Source organism: Rhizobium sp. AB2/73 (assembly GCF_020871915.1).
In the GTDB taxonomy this organism is placed as follows: Bacteria; Pseudomonadota; Alphaproteobacteria; order Rhizobiales; family Rhizobiaceae; genus Rhizobium; species Rhizobium dioscoreae.
In genome coordinates, this window is the sequence record NZ_CP067074.1 from 116,542 (window position 1) to 136,666 (window position 20,125).

Genomic DNA, 20,125 nt, shown 5'->3' on the forward strand with positions numbered 1-20,125 from the left:
GCTATTGCGCATTATGAAATCACTTTTATATAGTGGAACTATTCTGGAGGAGAAATGGGATGAAAGTCGCTATTTTGGGCGCGGGGCCGGCGGGGCTGTATGCCGCCTATCTTCTGAAAAGGAATGGAATTGCTGACGATATCCGCATCGTCGAGCAGAACGCTTCCGATGCTACATTCGGCTTCGGGGTGGTATTTTCCGATCGAGCGCTGGAATTCCTCCGCGAAGATGATGCCGAAACCCACGCGCTGATTTCGTCTGTGCTCGAACACTGGCGCGACATCACGATCACCCACAAGGGCGAGATCATCCGCCTCGATGGGGTAGGCTTTTCCGCGGTGGGGCGCCTTCACTTGCTCGAGCTGTTACAGGGGCGGGTGAGGGAACTGGGCATTGAGCCCGAATACGAAAAGGTCGTTCACGATCTGTCGGAGCTGGGCGAATACGATCTCTTGATCGGCTCCGACGGCGTCAATTCGCTCGTGCGGCGCTCCGAGGACTTCGGGTTCAAGCAGGAATTGCTGGATAATCGGTTCGTCTGGTACGGCACCCGCCAACGGTTCGACACGCTGACCCAGACCTTCCGCGAGACCGCCGACGGCCATTTCACCGCGCATCACTATCGCTACTCGCCGGACATGAGCACGTTCATCGTCGAGGTGGATGAGGAGACTTTCTTCCGCGCGGGCTTCGACGCGATGAGTGACGACAGGGCCAAGTCTTATCTAGAGAGCGTCTTTGCGCCCGAACTGGGCGGCCACGAATTCGTGACGAACAAGTCGGTCTGGCGGCAGTTTCCGAGGATCAGCAACGAACGCTGGTCCTCGGGCAACAAGGTTCTGGTCGGCGATGCGTTGCGGACCGCGCATTTCTCGATTGGTTCGGGAACCCGGTTGGCGTTGGAAGACGTTATCGCCCTCATCAAGGCGCTCAAGGCCAGCCCGGACGATATTCCGGGCGCATTGAAGAGCTACGAGGCCGCGCGCCGGCCGATCGTCGACAAGCTCGTCAGGGCAGCGAATGCCAGCGCCGATTGGTACGAGAATTTCGCGGACCATATGGAGCTGGAGCCCTGGGAGTTCGCGCTCAGCTACATCATGAGGTCCGGCAGACTTGATTTCCATCGGCTTCGTCAGATCGCGCCGCAATTTGCCGAGGAGGTGCAGCGGCGCGGCCTTTTGGCGGATGCCAGCCAATCCAGACGGGGAGGAACCATTGAACATTAGGCTCAACGACTTCGTTTCGGACGACATGGATTGCTGCGGTGAAATCGGCTTTTCCGTTCCCGACCGATACAATGCGAGCGCGATCCTGTTCGACAATCTCGTGGCGGGCCGATCTGGCAAGACCGCGATATACTGCCGGGCCGGTAACACCACCTATGGCGAGCTTTGTGCCGAAGCCGCGCGTTTCGGCAATGCACTGATCTCACTTGGTCTCGCGCGGGGGGATCGCGTAGTGCTACTCCTCAACGACACCAGCTTCTATCCCGCCGCCTATTTCGGCGCCGTGCGCGCCGGTTTTGTGCCAATCTTGTGCAATACCCTGTCCACGCCCGAGCTCGTCCGGTTCTACATTGAGGATTCCGACGCCACCATTGCGGTGTCGGACGGCGAATATGCCCGATTGTTCTCCGCCGAAACGCTCTCCGGGACGACGCTCCGGACGCTGGTGTTCGCGACGCAGCCGAAGGAACCGGTCAGCGGCGTCGACGTGCGTGACTGGTCGGAATGGAAAGGCGAATTCGGCAGCGAGCTTGCCGCCGCCGATACCCATCGGGATGACATGGCGTTCTGGATGTACAGCTCCGGAAGCACCGGAAAGCCAAAGGGAATCATCCACCTCCATCACGACATGGCCTATACGATGGAAAGCTATGGCCGGCGGGTGCTGGGGATCCGGGAAGACGATATCTGCTTCTCGGTTCCGAAGATCTTCTTCGCCTATGGGTTCGGCAATTCGATCACCTTCCCGTTTTCTGTAGGCGCTAGCGCCGTTCTGCACCCGGGACGCCCCGACCCGCTTGCGGTGATCGAGTGCGTCGAATTTTTCAAGCCGACGCTCTTCTTTGGCTTGCCGACGCTCTACAACGCCGTGCTCGGACATCCGCGATCGAAAGAAGCAGATTTCAGCAGCGTACGGCTGTGCCTTTCAGCTGCAGAAGTCCTGTCGCAGGAATTGTTCGACGATTGGAAAGAACGGTACGGTCTGGAAATCATCGAAGGATTGGGATCAACCGAGGTTCTTCATATTTACCTTTCGAACAGTGTGGATCACAAAAAGGTCGGCAGGGCTGGCAAGGCCGTTCCCGGCTACGAGATCAAGCTGACCTATCCCGACGGTCAGATCGTGCCGCGCGGCGAGGCAGGTGTCATGTGGGTTCGCGGTGGCTCCAATGCGCCGACCTACTGGAACAGGCCGGACAAGACTGAGCAGACCATGCGGGAAGGCTGGATCTGGACAGGTGATCTCCTGATCGAGGACGAGGACGGTTTCTATACGTTCTCCGGTCGGGTCGACGACCTCATCAAGGTCAGCGGACAGTGGGTCTACCCCCTCGAGATCGAACTGACCTTGTTCGAGCACGAATCCGTGCGCGAATGCGCAGTCCTCGGAATGGAAATGCCTGATCGACGGATGACACTCAAGGCCTTCGTGGTGCTGGAGCCGGGCCTGACCGCGAACGAGGCTATGACCAAGGACCTGCAGTCCTTCGTGAAAGGTCGCCTTCTGCCCTACAAATATCCGCGCGCCGTCGAATACATGGAAGCGTTGCCCAAAACGGGGACCGACAAGATCGACAGACAGGCCTTGAAGCAGCGCGGCCTCTGAGATCTAGGACCGTGCAGGTTGAATTCACCCCTAAATGGAATGAGGATGTATGAATGGCTGAGTTGGCACAAGAATATTTGTTTCCGGTCGCGCCGCCGGCAACGGTCGATATCCTGGGCTTGGAGCGGCCCTATCCGATCAGCCGGATATTCTGTGTCGGCCGGAACTATGCCGAGCACGCCAAGGAAATGGGCGTCGAGGTGGATCGCGAGGCACCCTTCTACTTCCTGAAGCCCGCCTCGGCTGCAGTGGTGACGGGCAGCACCATCCCTTATCCGCCGGGAACTGCGAACTACCATTACGAGATGGAATTGGTCATCGCCGTGGGAAAGCCTGCCTTCAAGGTCACCGAGGAGCAGGCTGCCGCAGCCGTCTTCGCCTATGGCTGTGGTCTGGATATGACGCGACGCGACCTGCAGCTCGATGCCCGCGCCAAGGGGCGCCCGTGGGACCTCGGCAAGGCTTTCGAGCAGTCCGCCATTCTCTCGCCGATGACCAGGGCAGAGAGCATTTCCTCTCTTGAAGGACGGAAGATCCAGCTGTCGGTCAATGGTGTCGTCAAGCAATCGGCCTTGCTCGATGACCTGGTTTGGAAGGTCGAGGAAATCATCGCGCATCTGTCGGGATACTACCACCTCATGCCGGGTGATCTGATCTTCACCGGCACTCCCGCCGGAGTGGGCGCGGTGGTGGCCGGAGATGTAATCGAAGGCACGATCGAGGGGCTGGAGCCGATCAAGCTGTCGATCGGCCCTGCCGAATGACGATCTATATCGGAACCGTTTGCAAAGGTTATCCGCATGTTGACATTGCACGACTATTTCCGGAGCGGCGCTTCGCATAGGACACGGATTGCCCTTAATTTAAAGGGGTTGGTGTACCAGCAGGTTTCCCATCATCTGCGCAAGGGCGAACAACGTGCTCCGGATTATATGACGATCAATCCGCAGGGGCTGGTTCCGTCGCTGGTCGATGGGGATCACATCATCACCCAATCGATGGCGATCATCGAATATCTCGACGAATCCTATCCTGAGACGGCCCGCCTGCTGCCCCGCGATATCGCAGGCAGGGCCCGGGTACGGGCGATGTCGGGCGTCATCGCATGCGACACGCATCCGCTGAACAATCTACGCGTCCTCGCTTACCTTCAGGACAAGCTGGGCGCGGACGAGAACCAGACGAAGGCCTGGTGTCACCGTTGGTTCCAGGACAGCTTTCCCGCGCTGGAGCAGATGCTCAAATCAGGCCAGACGGGGCTTTATTGCCATGGGGACGAGCCAAGCATGGTGGATATCTGCCTGGCGCCTCAGATGGCAAGCGCAAAACGCTTCGGGTTCGACGCGACGTCGTTCAGCGAGGTCTGCCGGGTGGCCGCGAATGCCGCGAAGCTGCCGGCATTCCAACGCGCCGAGCCCGAGCGCCAACCCGACGCTGAATAGCGCCGGAAGGCGGCAGCGTGCTGCCTTGCCGCAGGGCGGAGGTCCGGGCGGGGAACGTGAACCGAATAAATGACGGAGGACTCTTATGACACGTTCAGTATCCTCGGCCGACATGCATGCGCATCTGCGGCAAAAACGGGATAGCAATCTTAAGCGACTGCTCAATCCGAGGTCGATCGCCATCGTCGGCGCGTCGAAGGATCCCTCGAAGGCCGGCTCGCAGGCGCTGCAATCGCTGCGAGGCTTTCCAGGTGCGCTGTCCCTCGTGCACCCGAGAGAAAGAGAGATCAACGGGGTCCCCGCCTACCCAAAATTTGAGGATCTGCCAGACGCGGTCGATTTGGCCATTCTAGCCATTCCGGCCCAGCATTGCGCCGCAGCCGCGGCGGAAGCGGCGGAACGGGGTGTGGGCGGTGTGTTTATCATCTCCGGCGGCTTCGGCGAGGCGGGCGGAGACGGATTGCGCTACCAGGAGGAGCTTGCCGAGGTCTGCCGCTCCACGGGCCTGCGGCTGCTTGGGCCAAATACATCCGGTTTCATCAACACGCACCATCAATGCGTCGCGAGCTTTGTCCCCGGAGTGGACCGGCTTTTATCTGGCAAGGTTGCGGTCGTCGCCCAGTCCGGTGGCGTGAACCTGAGCCTTGCCTTCCTGATCGCTGCCCTGGGAGAGGGGATTTCGGTTGCCGTCGGACTTGGCAATGCGGTCGATGTCGATACCGCCGATGTTCTTTCCATGCTGGCTGACGATACGGCCACTTCGGCGATCGCATTGCATCTGGAAGGTGTCGCGGACGGCCGTCGCCTCTACGACGTCCTCAAAACCGTCACACCCCGCAAGCCAGTGGTCGCCATGGTTGCCGGCAGGGCCGAAATTGGCGATTTCGCGGTGTCCCATACGGGCAACCTGATGGGGTCGCGCGATCGCACCGTGGCGGCTCTGACGCAGGCCGGAGCGATCGTCGTGGACACGACCGAGGAACTCGCGCAGGCTGCGGTCTTCCTAAGCTACGGCCGGATGCCTGCCAAGAAATCCGGCAGCTTCGCATTGGTGACGGGACAGGCCGGTCCGGGTTTGTTGATTGCCGACAGCTTGGGAATTTGCGGCGTCGCTCTCCCGCAATTGTCCGATAAGACGCTGGAGACCGTGTCCTCGCTCCTGCCGCCGATGACCTATATCAAGAATCCGGTAGATACGGGGCGCCCCGGGCTGACGTTCCCACAGATCCTCGATGCGGTTGCTGCTGATCCTCTCATAGACGGGCTTCTCGTCTTCGGCCTCAATGAGCCTTCGGTTCTGGACCCTGCCAGGGTGCTCGGTCCGCCAGCTTCCGCCCACGGCAAACCAGTCATCTTCGGAACATTGGGACTGGCAGATGAGGTTCGGCCAGTGTTGGCGGAATTGCGTTCGCAGGGTCTTCGCGCCGCGGTCGGACCCGAGCGCCTGGCGCTCGCTGCTCAAACCCTGGTTGCGGACGCCCGCGGCCAGTGGCTTTTGCAGACCGCCGGTGCGCAAGATACGGCGACGTCGGCGGAGGCGCTCTCCGGCCCGTTCGATGAAAGCCGCGCGAAGAGCCTGCTGCGCAGCTACGGCATTCGCGTGCCGGAAAGCGTGCTTTGCCTGAGCCGGGAAGAAGCGCGCGCGGCTTTCGCACGGCTTGCCCATCCCGTCGTGGTGAAGATCGCGGCGAACGATATCGCCCACAAGACGGAGGTCGGTGGCGTCATTGTCAATGTAGGGGACACGCAGCAACTGGAGGAGGCGCTCAACCGCATCGAACGCATCCCCACGAATGATCCCGGTCGCGTCCTTCTGGAGGAAATGGCGCCGGTCGGCGTCGAAATGATCGTCGGCGGATTACGGGATAGATCGTGGGGTCCGACTGTCGTCGTTGGCCTGGGCGGTGTCATGGCCGAGGTGCTGGCCGATTCCGCCGTGGGCATCGCGCCGCTCGCGACCCTGACTGCCGAGAATATGATCGAGAGCCTCCGCGGCAAAAGAGTTCTGGACGGTTTTCGCGACCTTCCGAAATGCGACAAGCAGGCAATTGCGGCAGCAGTCGTGACGATCGGCCGGATCCTGTCGGAGCATCCGGAAATCGTTGAGATCGAGATCAATCCGTTGCGTGTGACGGCGACCGGTGTGATGGCCTTGGATGCCCTGGTGCGGATAGAGACATTAGACCGAGACAGTCCTCGGTCATTGGCAGGAGCCATCACACAAGGCTGACCGTGCAATCGGAAATATCGACCGTGACGGAGATGCGTCCTTCATTGACGATCCAACGTTTCACCACCGGTGTCCGTTGGCCGGCGACGACGAAAGGATCCGCGGCGGCGATCTTCTTCGCCTCTTCGTACGAGCCGGCCCGGATGATGGTCAGGCCTTCACCCGTCATCTCGCCACCGGAGGCGAATAGGGGCCCGGACGCGAAAAGCACGCCCTGCTTCTCCAGCGCGATTAGGTAGTCGAGGTGAGCCTTGAGGTTTCCCCGAAGTTCTGCGGCTGGAACAGCCGCGGTGTTGAGGATGACGAACAACTCTTTCTTCATCATCCGGGACATGAGTTCGTCGGCGGTCAGGGACTTGCTATCAGACATCTTCGAGCGGCTTCCCATGCTCAATCGATGCGAGAACTTCGTTGCTCGTCGCTCTGTAGTGTTGTTCCAGAGCGGCGAAGGAACTCTCAAAGTCGCGGCCGAGAGCGGCATCGACGATCTGCTTGTGTTCTTCCATCGTATCGCGCGTCAGTTTCGGCTTGTCGATCCGACGCACCCTGACCAGGCGAAACCGTTCGGCCTGATCGAAGAGGAGCGAGGCGAGATTCATTTGCCAAGACGAACCGCATGCGGACAACAGGCACATGTGGAAGTTCCGATGGCATTCGGCCCATTCTTCCGCCGACCCGTCGTCTTGAGAACGGGGGATCGGGATACGGCTCAGGGCATGAAACGCCGCCACCAACCGGCTTTCCCACGCGATATCGCCCTTTTCCAACGAGGCCTTCAATGCGGCCTTTTCGATAACCAGTCGCGTTTCCATCACGTCGATCACATCATGGTTGCTGATGTCAGCAACACGAAAGCCCCTCTGTCCGACCGATGTGACTAATCGCTCGGCCATCAACCGTGTCAGCGCCTCGCGCAGCGGGCTGACGCCCACGCCGTACCGCTCGCGAAGGTCATCCGACCGGAGCGCCGAGCCGGGCGCCAGCACGCCCCAGACTATGTCAAGCCGAAGGCGCCGGTAGACGATTTCGGTGATCGTCCTCGGAGCGTCGTTCGAATAGGACGGGTTGGTGTCGGATAAAGCTGATCTTTTCATGAAGTCTTCCTTGACATGAATTGCCTTCGAGATCTACGGTAATTTTGGAAATTGTTGGCTGGTTTCCAAAATATTGCACAAGGCGTGCTCAGGGGAGGAAATTCTGGTGCCGCGTGGCTTTGGCTGTTCGCCCTCATATTTAGCTTTCGTCACATCGTATTCTGCCAGACTTTCGGGTTCGCGGGCGGGTACCCAGGAAAATGCCCTATGTTCTTAGAGCAGTTGTTCAACGGTCTGAACTACGGGCTGCTTCTATTTTTAATCGCGGCCGGGTTATCCCTTGTCTTCGGGGTGATGCACCTCATCAACTTGGCGCATGGCTCCTTCTTCATGTTGGGCGCCTTCGCTGCCGCTGCCTGCGCCACGTTGACCGGCTCGTTCTTTCTGGCGCTGTTGCTCTCGTTGCCTGGCTGCTTCGTCATCTCGATGGTTGTCGAACGTGTGATTATCCGGCATCTCTACGGACGCAGCCATCTGGATCAGGTACTGGCGACGTTTGGCTTGATCCTGTTCTTCAACGAGGCGATACGCTGGCTTTCCGGCGGCGCCCCGGTCTTCCTCGCCATGCCATCCGCTCTCGACGGTGCAGTCGGCCTGTGGCCGGGTCTGGAGTACTCGTCCTACCGGCTGGCCGTCACCGTGACCGCCGCGCTGGTTGCCGCGGGCATGTGGCTCGTTCTCGCCCGGACACGGATCGGCATGCTAATACGAGCCTCCGCCTCCAATCCGTCCATGGTACGCCACATCGGCTATGACGTGCGGGTCGTCGCAATGCTGGTGTTCGCAATGGGCGGCGCACTTGCGGCGTTCGCCGGCGCATTGACGGGGCCGCTCGTGTCCATCGAGGTCGGCATGGGGGAACAGGTCCTGATCTTGGCTTTCGTGATCGTGGTTATCGGCGGCCTCGGCTCGATGAAGGGCAGTTTCTGGGCCGCTTTGTCCATCGGCATTCTCGATACGCTCGGCAGGGCCTACATGCCCTATCTGCTAAGCGGCGCTTTCAGTGCAAGAACGGTGTCCAGCCTAGCTCCGGCGATCTCGGCGACCCTCGTTTACGTTCTGATGGCGGTCGTGCTGATGACGCGTCCGCAGGGGCTGGGCACACGATGAACGAACAATCGATGACGTCCAACGCACGCAACACTGGGATGTCGGGACGATTGGTTCTCGGCGAGGCGCCGACTGTGTGCCTGTTCCTGATCGCCGTTCTGCTTCCTCTTTTCGTGGAGAGCTATCTCGTTTCTGGCCTGACGCGGATACTGGTCTACGGGCTTGCCGCTGGCGCGGTCGGCTTCCTCATTTACCATGGCGGACTTGTCAGCTTCGGGCATGCGGCCTTCTTCGGAATTGGCGGGTACACGGTGCTGGTGGCACAGCTTTCCGGATTGAACGAGGCGTTGATCGTCTGGCCGCTTGCGGCTTTGATCGCGGCAGCTGCCGGCTTCGTGATCGGGGGGATGTCGCTGAAAACGCGTGGCGTGGCGTTCATCATGATCACGCTCGGCTTTTCGCAGATGATTTTCTTCGTTCTGTCGAGCCTGCCGCCCATCGGTTCTTCCGACGGCATGGGCCTGACCGAGAGAAATGTCCTGGCGGGATATTCGCTCGCCGCGGACCTTAGCTTCCATTTCGTCGTGGTGACGATCGTGGCCGTTTGCGTGATCTTCATGAAGATGCTGAGCCGCTCTCCCTTCGGTCTGGCGCTTCGCAGCATTCGTCAGAACGAACGTCGCGTCATCTCGCTCGGCTTCGATACCTATCGCATCCAGTTGGCCGCTTTCATTTTCTCCGCGGCGCTGACGGGACTGGCCGGAGCTTTGGCGGCAAACTTCTATCTCTTCGTCAGTCCGGTTTTCCTGAGCTGGCTGCTCTCCGGCGAATTGCTGGTGATGGCGGCCCTCGGGGGATTGGGGCCAATCGCTGGCGGCCTCTTCGGAAGCGCGCTGCTGATCGGCGTGGAAGCCGCGGTATCGGAATATACCACCTACTGGCGGCTCTTCCTCGGACCCATGGTTATCCTCTCGGTGCTCTTCTTTAAGCAGGGGCTGGAACCGTCGATCCGGCGGCTGGCGGGAGGGCGATATGACTGATCCGATCCTGTCCATCCGCAATCTGCGCAAGGCCTATGGCGGCCTGTTGGTGACGAGCAATGTCGACCTCGACGTCGTGCCGAACGAAATCCATGCCCTGATCGGGCCGAACGGGGCAGGCAAATCGACGCTGATCGGCCAGATCGTAGGAGACATCAAGCCGGACAGCGGTACAATCCGCTGGAATGGCGAGGATCTCGGCGGCATCCCGCCGCATCAACGCGTCCGGCGCGGGATGGTTCGCACGTTCCAGATATCGAGTATACTACCGGAACTGTCGGTCGCCGACAATGTACGGCTCGCGGCGCTTGGTCCGTCTCTTGGGATTGCCCAGAGCGTCCGAGCTGTGGAGAGCTTCGAGATGGCGGCCGTTGAGGCCGAAACCGCTTTGCGGCGCGTCGGACTCGAATATCGCACCAACATGATCGCCGGGAAGCTCTCGTATGGCGAGCGGCGGCATCTGGAAATCGCGATGGCGCTCGCTCTTTCTCCAAAGCTTCTCCTCATGGACGAGCCAATGGCGGGCGTGGGACCGAGCGAAAGCAGCGCGCTGACCGACCTGCTCAAGACGGTGGGACGGGAATGCGCGATCGTTCTCGTCGAGCACGATATGGACGTGGTTTTTTCACTGGCCAGCAAGATTTCGGTGCTCGTCTCGGGAGCCTTGGTTGCTTGCGATGTTCCCGACAAAATCCGTAACGATCCGGAGGTGCAGCGAGCCTATTTCGGAATGGAGGATGCGTGACCATGTTGCTTCATGCCGAATCGCTGGCAGGCGGATATGGCCCGGTCAAGGTCTTGCACGACATCAATATTTCGGTGGGGGAGAGCGAAGTCGTGGCTCTGGTTGGTCGCAACGGAATGGGCAAGACGACCACAGTCCGCATGCTGACGGGAGCCCTGCCGCTCGGCGGGGGCACGATCGAATTCGCCGGCCGGTCGCTGGAAGGCTTGGCCGACTTCCGGATTTCGCGGTTGGGGATGGGATTGGTGCCGGAGGGGCGACAGATCTTTCACAATCTCACCGTCGAGGAACACCTGATCCTCGCTCAGCGCAGCGGCGCCGGCGCATCTCTCTGGACGCGGGAGCGGATTTACAGGCTCTTTCCAAGACTGCAGGAAAGGCGCGCGCAGCTCGCCAACACGCTCTCGGGCGGAGAACAACAAATGCTGGCCATTGGGCGGGCGCTTGTCACTGCGCCGCGCCTCCTCATTCTCGACGAAGCGACGGAAGGTCTTGCACCGCTGGTGCGGAAAGAAATCTGGGTCTGCCTCGAAACCATTGCGCATGAAGGCCTGTCGGTCTTGGTCGTCGACAAGGATATCGCAGCTCTTTCCAGGATCGCCACGCGGGTGGTGGTGGTCGCGAAGGGGAAGACAGTTTGGGAAGGTTCGGCTTCTGCATTCGCGGTGGCCCCGGAGGTACACCAGCTTCATCTGGGAGTTTAAGGGAGGAACACTATGAATATCGTGAAGACCTTGGCGATCGCGCTGGCTCTCTCCAGCACAGGCATTGCACCGTCCTACGGGGCGCCGGACAACATCAAGATCGGATATATCGGCACACTGTCGGGTCCGGCCGGCAGCCTCGGAGAGGAGATGCTCAACGCCTTCAAGCTTGCTCTGGAACATACGGACGGCAAACTGGGGGGCATTCCGGTGACCCTGATCACCGGAGACGACCAGGCCAAGCCGCAGACGGCCGTGCAGCTCGCGCGCCAGATGATGCAGCGCGACAATGTCGACTTCTTCTCCGGCCTGTTGTTCAGCCATGTGGTCGATGCGGTCAATTCCGTCGTGCTGCCGGCCGGTAAACTCGTAGTCGCGTCGGTGGGCGGCTCATCGGCCATGGCGGGGGTAAAGTGCAACGAGAACTTCTTCATGGTGTCGTGGAATACTGACACCATGTTCGAAGCAATCGGCGCGAAGCTCGCAGCGGACCAGGTGGGCAAGGTCGCCGTTGTGGCCACGAACTACCAGGCCGGCTGGGATGCCGTCGAAGGCCTCAAGAAGGGTTTCCAGAAGGTTCTCGCCGCCGAAGTTCTGGTGAAACTCGACCAATCGGATTTCGGGGCGGAGCTCAGCCAGATTCGGTCGTCCGGTGCGAATGCGGTCGTTGTCTTCCTGCCGGGTGGATCGGGAATCGCCTTCATGCGGCAGTTCCACCAGAGCGGTCTGCAGTCGTCAGTCAAGCCTTACGCAGCGACCTTCCAGGCGGACGAGACGACCTTCAACGCACTCGGGGAGTCGGCCAAGGGCCTAATGAACGCGGGCCCTTGGAACCCGTACCTCGAAAACGAGGCGAACAAGAAATTCGTCAACGAGTTCAAGGCGAAATACGGCCGCAACCCGTCCATCCTAGCTGCGATGTCCTACGATACGGCCATGCTTCTCGACAAGGCGGTCAAGGACGCCAAGGGTGAGGTCGGCGATGCCGACGCCTTCCGCACCGCGTTGAAGAACGTGAAGTTCGACTCAATCAGAGGGACATTCACCTTCGGGAACAACAATTTTCCTATCCAGGATTTCTATCTGAGCCGCGTCACTGATGCGCCGGGTGGTGGCTTGCACAACGAACTGGTCGCGACGGTCCTGAAGGACAAGGCCGACGCCCACCAAGCCGAATGCAAACTCAAGTAAGCTGGCGGGATGATGATGACTGTGAAAAAGATTGGCGTAATCGGCCTTGGACAAATGGGTTTGCCGATGAGCGCAAACCTGATCCAGGCCGGTTATAAAGTGATCGGCTACAGACGAGGCGACTCTTCCGATTTTGTAGCGCTCGGGGGGGGGTTGGCGGCATCTGCAAAGGATGTCGCCGAGCAGTGCGACATTGTTTTCAGCTGCATTCCAGATGCGGTGGCGCTGGAAGAGATCGTATGTGGTCCGGAGGGAATAATCGCGGTCGATTGCACCGGGAAGATCTTGGTCGAACTGTCGACGTTGGCCACCGCCGACAAGCTTCGGCAGGCCGAGGCGCTGCAAAGGGCCGGGGGGCGGATGCTTGATGGGGCGATCAGCGGGCTGCCTGCCATGGTCTCCGCAAAATCGGCTGTCTTCTTCCTCAGCGGCGACAAGGGCGTCTTTGCCCGGATAGAAGACATTCTCCCTGCGCTCTCAAACAAAGTGTTCTTCATGGGGGAGTTCGGAGCGGCGCTCGCGACGAAACTCTGCGCCAATATGCTGGTCGCAATCAATATCGCGGCCACGGCCGAAACGATCGCGTTCGGTCGCAAGGCCGGCATCGATCCGCTGATGCTGGTCGCCGCGTTGAGGGAAGGGGCAGGGGGGTCGGTCCAGTTCTCCGCGCGCGCGGAGCGGATGGCGACCGGAAACTGGCACAAGGTCATGGGAAGCACCGCCACGCTAGCCAAGGATATCGACCTCATCCAGGCCAAGGGCAAGGAGGTGGACTTCCACCTGTCGCTCCTCTCCGCGATTTCGGGAATTTACCAGGACGCCTTGGAACAGGGGCACGGCAATCACGATGTTGCCTCCATCTATGCGGCAACCGCCCGCAAGGCCGGCCTAACAGTACCGTTTTATCATGCAACCGCATTGGAGGATTGAGTATGAGAGACTATAAATTGGCGACGGGCCTGATAGACGGCCAGCCCACTCCCCTCGTTCTGGTGGACGGCCGGGTGTGGCTTCTGAGTGAGGTTCTTGGCGACGGCGCACCTTCGGATTTGCTCGATGTTTTCAGGGACTGGCAGCGTCTCGACGGTGAATTGGCAGGCGCCGTTTCGGGCCTCCCGCAGGGTGCCCGCGATCCGTCTTCCATCACCTTCAGCACTCCGCTTGGCAATCCTCCGAAGCTCATCTGCATCGGCACCAACTACAAGGACCATCTTGCCGAGATGAAGGTGACGACACTTCCCGACTTTCCCTATGCCTTTCTGCGCCCGAATACGTCACTTGCCGCTCATGGCGAGACGATCAAGCTCCCCAGCCTTCCGAGGATGGTCGACTGGGAGGCCGAACTCGGCTTCGTGATCGGAAAGCGGGCGGAACAAGGCAGTTCGCCCGATCCCATGGAGCTCGTGGCGGGCTATACGGTCATCAACGACATTTCGGCACGCGACTGGATCGCGACCCGGCCTCATGTTGGGATCGATTGGGTCATGCAGAAGGCCTGGGACAAATTCCAGCCGACAGGCCCTTGGATCACACCAGCCCGGTTTGTGGCAAATCCTCAGGACCTGCCGATTGAACTGATGGTGAACGGGATCGTCAAGCAGCAGTCCAATACCTGCAACATGATTTTCGGCGTCGCCGATGTCGTAAGGCACCTGCTGTCGATCATGACACTGGAACCAGGCGACCTAATTGCGACGGGTACGCCGGCCGGCGTCGGATTTGGAAAAAGGCCCCCCGAATTCATCACGGCAGGGGATGTAGTCACCGTCTCGGTGCAGGGACTGGGCCGACTGGAAAACAACTTCGTCTAATTGGAGCCATGAGAGAGTAAAATGATCAAGGCGAACAGAATTACGCATGCAACATTTACGTCCGCCGACCTCAAGGGCCAGGTCGACCACTACACACGGGTCATGGGACTGACGCTTGTCGGCGAAGAGAAGGATGCTGCCTACCTGTCGACGGGGGGCGATCACCACACGGTGGTGCTGAAAGCGGGAAGCACGTCGACATGCGACGCGCTCGGCTTCCAGCTTCCGGGCGGAGCGGACCTTGGAGATTACGCCAGTCAGGTCGAGGCGCTGGGCATCAAGACCAGAAGGCTTTCCGACAGCCAGCCGAACATCTCCGACCTGATCGCTTTCGAGGACAGCAAGGGCACTCGCGTCGAGGTCTTCGTGGCGGCAGAGCCGGCCGGGGTCGCACCGCGCGATCGCGGGATCGTGCCGAACAGGCTCGGCCACGTCGCCTTCAACGTCACCGACATTCAGGCAGCCGTAAAATTCTACTGCGATGTGCTTGGTTTCAAGGTCAGCGACTGGATGGGCGATTTCTTCGCCTTTCTGCGCTGCGGGCCGGACCATCATTCTATCAATCTGGTCACCGGCAAAACTGACAAGATGCATCACATCGCCTTCGAACTGCGGGACTGGACGCATATCCGCGACGCCTGCGATTTGCTCGCGACAGATCGCATACCGCTCGTCTGGGGTCCCGTTCGCCACGGTATCGGACACAACATCTCCACCTACCATCGTAATGCCGACGGTCAGATCATCGAACTGTTCTGCGAACTCGATAGGGTGAACGAAGAGCTGGAAATCTACGAGCCGAGGCGCACTCACCAAGAGTTCCCTCAACGCGGCAAGGTGTGGACCGATGTGCCGCTTGCCGCCAATATGTGGGGGTCAATGCCGCCGGATGGGTTCCTGGATTGATCACGCTGCGGCGGAGTCTAGGCCTGCCGCTCACGCCTGCATCTAAAACTGCCAGTCGATTGGAGGATACCTATATGAATATTTCGACAAATCTTTTGTTGACGCTGTCTCTGTGTGTAGCTGGCCTGCCCATAGCGAAAATGGCGAATGCGCAGGAGGACAGGCCATTGGAGGTAGTCGTCTTTCCAGGCGGTTTCAACTGGCCAATCTTTGTGGCGCAGAAGCAAGAACTATTTGCTGCTGAAGGTATATCAGTAAACATCACCCCGACGCCAGATTCCAAGACACAAATGGTCGGACTGATCGATGGGAAGTTCGACATTGCAATGACTGCCATCGATAACGTGATCGCTTATTCGGAAGGGCAGGGCGCAGCTCCTACTCAAAAGATACCCGACATCTTCGCGTTCATGGGCAGCGATAGCGGCTTTCTCAGCGTTGTGGCGGTTCCGGAGGTCAAGACCTATTCTGATCTCAAAGGTAAAAAGATCGGGGTGGATGCGCTGACGACGGGATACGCATTTGCGCTTCGCAAGATGCTGATCGACAAGGGAATTGAGCCCTCGGATATCGAGTTTGTGCAAGCCGGCGGTGTGTCTAAGCGCTTCGAAGCGCTGATGAAGAAGGAGATCGCGGCGACCCTCCTCGTGTCTCCTTTCGAAGCCGCAGCCTCGCAGCAGGGGTTCACGGTGCTCGGTGCGACTTCAACCTCGCTCGGTGCGTATCAGGGTGTCGTCGCGGCTGCCCGTCGGGATTGGACCAAGGCGAACGAGGGGAAGGTGAAACAATATGTCCGCGCCTATCGTCAGGCGTTGAACTGGCTGTACGATCCCAACAATAAGCAAGCCGCGATTGGTATCCTGCGAAAAAACCTGCCGGACATGTCCGAGCCGCTGGCGCAGACGACCTATAATGTTCTGCTTGATTCAAGTTCAGGCTTCTTCAAGGACGCTGCGATTGATAGGGCGGGCGTTGCTAAGGTTTTGGAGCTGCGTAGCGAATTCGCCGAGCCGAAAAAGCAACTCGGTGGCCCCGAAAAGTATTACGACATGAGCTACTATCAGGCAGCCTCAAAGTAGCAGCTATGGTTGTCCGCGTGTCGAAGCTAAGCGGTCCGATAAGCTGGGCCATCGCGCAATGCGAGTGGTCGGCTGACAACGGGAAGCAGGTCCGCGACGCGAGCAGCCGCGAGGAATCGAGTGAAATTCTCGATAATACAACCCTGGAGGAGGGATCCATATGAATATCAATAGCCAACCGCGTTATGCCGCTAGGAATCTACCACTGCCGCTCGCGCTGATCTGCTTCGGCGTTTTAGGATGCTCTTACATCGTGAATGCCATGGACCGGCAGGTCTTCTCGCTGCTCCTCCCAACAGTTATGCAGACATATGGCTTTCCTCTGAACACAGGGGGGCTACTCGTAACAATTTTCACACTGGGGATCGGTCTAGCGGGAATCCCGGCCGCCTATCTGATGGAGCGTCTGTCGCGGCGAGCGGTCATGATCACCTCAATAGCGGTTTTTTCGGTCTTCACGATCATGACAGCGTACGCTCACGGCTTCACCGACATGCTCATTTACAGAGCTCTGACCGGGGTCGGCGAAGGCATGCAGATTGCAGCACTGTACGCTGCCACCGGTGCCTATTTTCGAAAACACCGCGCCCTCATGTTCGGCATCCTCAGTGCCCTTTTTGGCGCTGGCAACTTTATTGGACCACTGGTCGCGGGAAGCCTTCTCCAGAGTTATGATAACTGGCAGGTACCACTGATCGTTTTCGGTCTCGCAGGTATCGCTTTCACCATCCTGGTCTCGTTTGTCCCCAAAGACTTTACGGAACATCGAGAACAGGCGCGAGAGGTCTCCTCAAGCTCAGCCATCGTCCCCGAGAGGGTCTGGAGCATCAATTTGGTGCTCGCCGCGATCGCGGCTGGGACTTTTGGCGTCTATCAATATGGCTATATTGCTCTTTACCCTACTTATCTCGCCAAGCAGCTTCAACATGCGCCCGGCACTGTGGGGTTTACAATGAGTATGTTCGGTGCGGGAGCAATTCTTGCCGTACCAGCAGCGTATCTTGGAGACAGGCTAAGCCAGAAATGGATCATCTTCATCGCATTGGTTTGCTGTGCTTTTGCCGGCTATATGCTGTTTAACGTAGCATCGACGCCAACACAGCATGCGATTTTGAGCTTCTTGGTCGGGTTCGCGGGTACAGCGGTTATAGCCAATATCTCCTCACTTATGCAGCGACGCGTTCCTCCTTCGTATATTGCCAAGGCCTCCGGGATATTCGTGACCACAGTCTACCTGCCAGCTTCGATCTCTGGATACGTTCTCGGCTCTCTTGTCGGCGCGTACGGCTGGGGTAACGCCGCTGCCATTCAACTCAGCTTTGTTCCGCTTATCGGCGCGGTCGCAATACTGGTTTCGAAGGAACGCGATGACGCCCGACCGACGGACCATGTCGTGTCGGCAGCGGCGAAGGCTTGAGGGGCTCTATCGAAACGAGCGAGCTGGCCCAACCTCAAATCTATGATCGATAAAAAGGACTATCAAAATGAGAATGGAATTGATCTCGATCCCGACCCCTACTGGACAACCCTTGGACGGTGCTTTCTACGATGCAGCAGAGAGCCGCGGTGCTATTCAACTCCTTCATGGCAATGCCATGAATTTCTATGTGGGGCATTCCCGCTTTTTACCTCCGGCGCTGACGGCGATCGGCTTCACTTGTCTCGCATACAACCGGCGCGGACATGGAACGCTAACAACACGCAATAGCAGGAACCCTGAAGGCAACGCGTTCGCGACTGTGGAAATGTCTCTCGAAGACAATGTTCTTGCCCGATCGTTCCTCGAAGATCGTGGATTTTTTTCACCGATCGTGATCGGGCACAGCAATGGCGGCATGCTGGGCGTTCGTCATGTGGCCGATCATCCGGACACTCCCGCGCTTGTTCTGATGTCCGCACATCGAGGAGGAAAGACGATGATCGAACGTGCCAGCCGTAACGGATTGATGGCTTGTGATCGCTACGAGGAAATGCTTTTAACCGCGCGACGAATGGTGGCCGAGGGCAAGGGAGAGGAACTAATGCTCTTTCCTGGCTGGTGGCACGTCATGACTGCCAAGGTGTTTTGCGATCAGGTGGACAATCTGCCGGATGTACTTGATCTTGCCTCGCTCATCACTTGCCCTGTCCTTTACATCCGCGGAGATCGCGAGCCGCAGGAACTTTACCCGGCGGAACAATTCGCGGAGCGATGCGGGGGGAAGGTCGACATCGTCATCGTTCCAAACTGCGATCACTTTTACAATGGCGTCGAATCCTATGTAGCTGAACTTGTAGCCGATTGGCTTCAACCATTCGGAAGCTCAGGGGCCTGCGGACCCTCTGCCGGCAAAGTGTCACGATAAGAGGACCTGAAATTCTGAGGTCGTTGCGCAGCAGGTTGGACGCGCCGTTGGCACCGACCTCTTCCAGATAAAGCCTGCGGAGCCTCATCCAGAAGACTATGAGGTCAGCAACATGTATCATCGGCTGTTTCATAAATACCTCTTACGCCACTGATACTGAAATTAGCGGGGTCAACGGGATTATTCCCTTTCAACTGCGGCAATATTTTTGAAGGACTTCAATTCTATTGAATTTTTCGAGCACAGCTCGCAAGCACTGAGGGCCGGCGAAGCTGTTCGCCTGCATTCTCCGATCCTAATCTGCCGGCTTTGTTGGCGCGCGCCTAAATTTGCGCGCATCGCTTGATCCGGTGCTTCCGTCGGCAATACTCACACATCGCACTTTTGCACGAGTGGTGAAATTCAGTCGGCGGATCAGGCAGGAATTCAGAGCGAAATGGGTTTTCCAACAATCGGGCGTGCCGCGAAATTCCGAACGAACGTTGAAAATTTCCAGCATACGGAACAATTTGTGTGACTGATGTGCCAAATCACTGAATGATGGAAAATGCGAGATGTCGCAGACATGCATTGTCCAGTGCACGATGAGGTGCTCGCGACGCTCGGTTTAATATGCTTGTTTGAATCAGCGGACTGGACGTCGTTTGCTGACGGATGGCCAAGACACAAAGCGTTGAGGACAGGTCGTCATGAGCGCATTTTAGCGAACGATTGTGTCCATGTCTCGGACGTTGGCTCCCGAAGGCCTTGGTGCCTTCCACGAAAAAAACCTGGTTACTTTAGGTTTGAGCGAAGGCAGCAAGAAAGAGAGTGATGTGTTTGGTCAGGGGATCATGACCGTCAAGTCAGCTTGGATGCTGCTTCACCCCAGATGACCGGTTCTTCGATCTGACCAAGAGGGTTCAACGACTGGGAAATCAGACGTGCCTCTTTCGTCAGAAGGTCAATTACCGTCTTCTGACGCGAACCCGAAAGCCTTACCAGGGGAGCTGCAATGCTGAGTGACGCGACCGCGATCCCCAGTTGGTCGAAAATCGGGACCGCTATCGCAGAAATTCCGTCGTTGATGTTGAAGTCGAACACAGCAGCTCGCATTTCCCTGATTTCATTGATCATCGTACGCAGATCTAGCTCATCAATCGGGTATTCGGCAGCGATACGCGGCATGTTGAAGCGAATGATCTGTTCACGCTCTTCGTCAGGCTGGAACGCAAGGATGGCCAGTGCGCCTTGGCCGACACCCAATGGAACGCGCCCTCCGACACCGCCATAGAACGTTCGGATAGGATGACTTCCCCAGAAGCAATCGGTGCAAATCGCGTCAAACTTAGACCTTTCGATCAATATGACGGCTTCTTTCAACATACCGAACACGCGCAACAAAGATGGTCTGGCGGTTTCGGAAATGCTGTTCATCTGTCTGGATCTGGCGGCCATACAGAAGAATTCATACGAGAGGCGGTAATTCTTGTCCGAGTGCTCGACGAGCCCCTCACTGATCAAGGTCTTCAACAGCCGATGTACCGTCGGCAGGCTTACATCCATACCTTGGGCGATATCCTTAAGACGGGCACCAGCCGCCCCCGACCTGGCTATAGCTTTCAATAGCAAGACCGCCTTGCCCAGACTTGATTGAGACGTGTCGATATTTTCCAT

The 20,125-nt window shown here is 58.4% G+C and carries 19 protein-coding genes; 16 read left to right on the forward strand and 3 right to left on the reverse strand.

What is annotated here, in order from left to right:
• The first annotated feature begins 74 nt into the window (after window positions 1-74).
• The 5 genes from I8E17_RS31580 to I8E17_RS31600 all read left to right on the forward strand — a co-directional run bounded on the left by I8E17_RS31580 (window position 75) and on the right by I8E17_RS31600 (window position 6,504).
• A complete protein-coding gene (locus I8E17_RS31580; RefSeq protein WP_307777827.1) occupies window positions 75-1,226 on the forward strand; it encodes an FAD-dependent monooxygenase in 1,152 nt (383 codons plus the stop codon).
• A 25-nt stretch (window positions 1,227-1,251) separates the two neighbouring features.
• Window positions 1,252-2,832 carry a benzoate-CoA ligase family protein gene (locus tag I8E17_RS31585; protein ID WP_209160199.1) on the forward strand — a complete coding sequence of 527 codons (1,581 nt, stop codon included), beginning with the start codon at window positions 1,252-1,254 and terminating at the stop codon, window positions 2,830-2,832.
• A 53-nt stretch (window positions 2,833-2,885) separates the two neighbouring features.
• Window positions 2,886-3,596 carry a fumarylacetoacetate hydrolase family protein gene (locus tag I8E17_RS31590; RefSeq protein WP_209160169.1) on the forward strand — a complete coding sequence of 237 codons (711 nt, stop codon included), beginning with the start codon at window positions 2,886-2,888 and terminating at the stop codon, window positions 3,594-3,596.
• Window positions 3,597-3,635: 39 nt separating this feature from the next.
• Window positions 3,636-4,274, forward strand: coding sequence for a maleylacetoacetate isomerase (gene maiA / locus I8E17_RS31595; RefSeq protein ID WP_219256770.1), 639 nt, complete (start codon window positions 3,636-3,638; stop codon window positions 4,272-4,274).
• A gap of 85 nt (window positions 4,275-4,359) precedes the next feature.
• Entirely contained in the window at window positions 4,360-6,504 is a 2,145-nt protein-coding gene (locus I8E17_RS31600) for an acetate--CoA ligase family protein (RefSeq protein WP_209160171.1), read from the forward strand.
• On the opposite strand, the gene I8E17_RS31605 is transcribed toward I8E17_RS31600, so the two are convergent.
• Both I8E17_RS31605 and I8E17_RS31610 read right to left on the reverse strand, forming a co-directional pair.
• Window positions 6,491-6,874 carry a YciI family protein gene (locus I8E17_RS31605; RefSeq protein WP_209160172.1) on the reverse strand — a complete coding sequence of 128 codons (384 nt, stop codon included), beginning with the start codon at window positions 6,872-6,874 and terminating at the stop codon, window positions 6,491-6,493. The genes I8E17_RS31600 and I8E17_RS31605 overlap by 14 nt on opposite strands.
• Window positions 6,867-7,598 (reverse strand): FCD domain-containing protein, encoded by a 732-nt coding sequence (locus tag I8E17_RS31610; RefSeq protein WP_209160173.1) that lies wholly within the window; start codon window positions 7,596-7,598, stop codon window positions 6,867-6,869. The genes I8E17_RS31605 and I8E17_RS31610 overlap by 8 nt, the downstream gene beginning before the upstream one ends.
• Window positions 7,599-7,805: 207 nt before the next feature.
• On the opposite strand from I8E17_RS31610, the gene I8E17_RS31615 reads away from it, so the two are divergent.
• The 11 genes from I8E17_RS31615 to I8E17_RS31665 all read left to right on the forward strand — a co-directional run bounded on the left by I8E17_RS31615 (window position 7,806) and on the right by I8E17_RS31665 (window position 18,469).
• A complete protein-coding gene (locus tag I8E17_RS31615) occupies window positions 7,806-8,708 on the forward strand; it encodes a branched-chain amino acid ABC transporter permease (RefSeq protein WP_209160174.1) in 903 nt (300 codons plus the stop codon).
• 11 nt (window positions 8,709-8,719) lie between these two features.
• Window positions 8,720-9,688 carry a branched-chain amino acid ABC transporter permease gene (locus I8E17_RS31620; protein WP_209160175.1) on the forward strand — a complete coding sequence of 323 codons (969 nt, stop codon included), beginning with the start codon at window positions 8,720-8,722 and terminating at the stop codon, window positions 9,686-9,688.
• Window positions 9,681-10,433 carry an ABC transporter ATP-binding protein gene (locus tag I8E17_RS31625; RefSeq protein WP_209160176.1) on the forward strand — a complete coding sequence of 251 codons (753 nt, stop codon included), beginning with the start codon at window positions 9,681-9,683 and terminating at the stop codon, window positions 10,431-10,433. Before I8E17_RS31620 ends, I8E17_RS31625 begins: the two co-directional genes overlap by 8 nt.
• A 5-nt stretch (window positions 10,434-10,438) precedes the next feature.
• On the forward strand, window positions 10,439-11,137 hold the full coding sequence (locus I8E17_RS31630; RefSeq protein WP_219256771.1) for an ABC transporter ATP-binding protein: 699 nt from the start codon (window positions 10,439-10,441) through the stop codon (window positions 11,135-11,137).
• Window positions 11,138-11,149: 12 nt separating this feature from the next.
• Window positions 11,150-12,328 carry an ABC transporter substrate-binding protein gene (locus I8E17_RS31635; protein ID WP_209160177.1) on the forward strand — a complete coding sequence of 393 codons (1,179 nt, stop codon included), beginning with the start codon at window positions 11,150-11,152 and terminating at the stop codon, window positions 12,326-12,328.
• A gap of 9 nt (window positions 12,329-12,337) precedes the next feature.
• Window positions 12,338-13,258: an NAD(P)-dependent oxidoreductase gene (locus I8E17_RS31640; protein ID WP_209160178.1), complete on the forward strand. Its 921-nt coding sequence runs from the start codon at window positions 12,338-12,340 to the stop codon at window positions 13,256-13,258.
• A 2-nt stretch (window positions 13,259-13,260) separates the two neighbouring features.
• Entirely contained in the window at window positions 13,261-14,139 is an 879-nt protein-coding gene (locus I8E17_RS31645; protein ID WP_209160179.1) for a fumarylacetoacetate hydrolase family protein, read from the forward strand.
• A 21-nt stretch (window positions 14,140-14,160) separates the two neighbouring features.
• Window positions 14,161-15,045, forward strand: coding sequence for a VOC family protein (locus tag I8E17_RS31650; RefSeq protein ID WP_209160180.1), 885 nt, complete (start codon window positions 14,161-14,163; stop codon window positions 15,043-15,045).
• A gap of 74 nt (window positions 15,046-15,119) precedes the next feature.
• On the forward strand, window positions 15,120-16,124 hold the full coding sequence (locus I8E17_RS31655; RefSeq protein WP_209160181.1) for an ABC transporter substrate-binding protein: 1,005 nt from the start codon (window positions 15,120-15,122) through the stop codon (window positions 16,122-16,124).
• A gap of 160 nt (window positions 16,125-16,284) precedes the next feature.
• Window positions 16,285-17,541 carry an MFS transporter gene (locus I8E17_RS31660; RefSeq protein ID WP_209160182.1) on the forward strand — a complete coding sequence of 419 codons (1,257 nt, stop codon included), beginning with the start codon at window positions 16,285-16,287 and terminating at the stop codon, window positions 17,539-17,541.
• 67 nt (window positions 17,542-17,608) lie between these two features.
• On the forward strand, window positions 17,609-18,469 hold the full coding sequence (locus I8E17_RS31665; RefSeq protein ID WP_209160183.1) for an alpha/beta hydrolase: 861 nt from the start codon (window positions 17,609-17,611) through the stop codon (window positions 18,467-18,469).
• Between the two features lie 840 nt (window positions 18,470-19,309).
• On the opposite strand, the gene I8E17_RS31670 is transcribed toward I8E17_RS31665, so the two are convergent.
• The gene (locus I8E17_RS31670) at window positions 19,310-20,125 is read right to left on the reverse strand and encodes an IclR family transcriptional regulator (RefSeq protein ID WP_209160184.1); all 816 of its coding nucleotides are present in this window, start codon (window positions 20,123-20,125) and stop codon (window positions 19,310-19,312) included.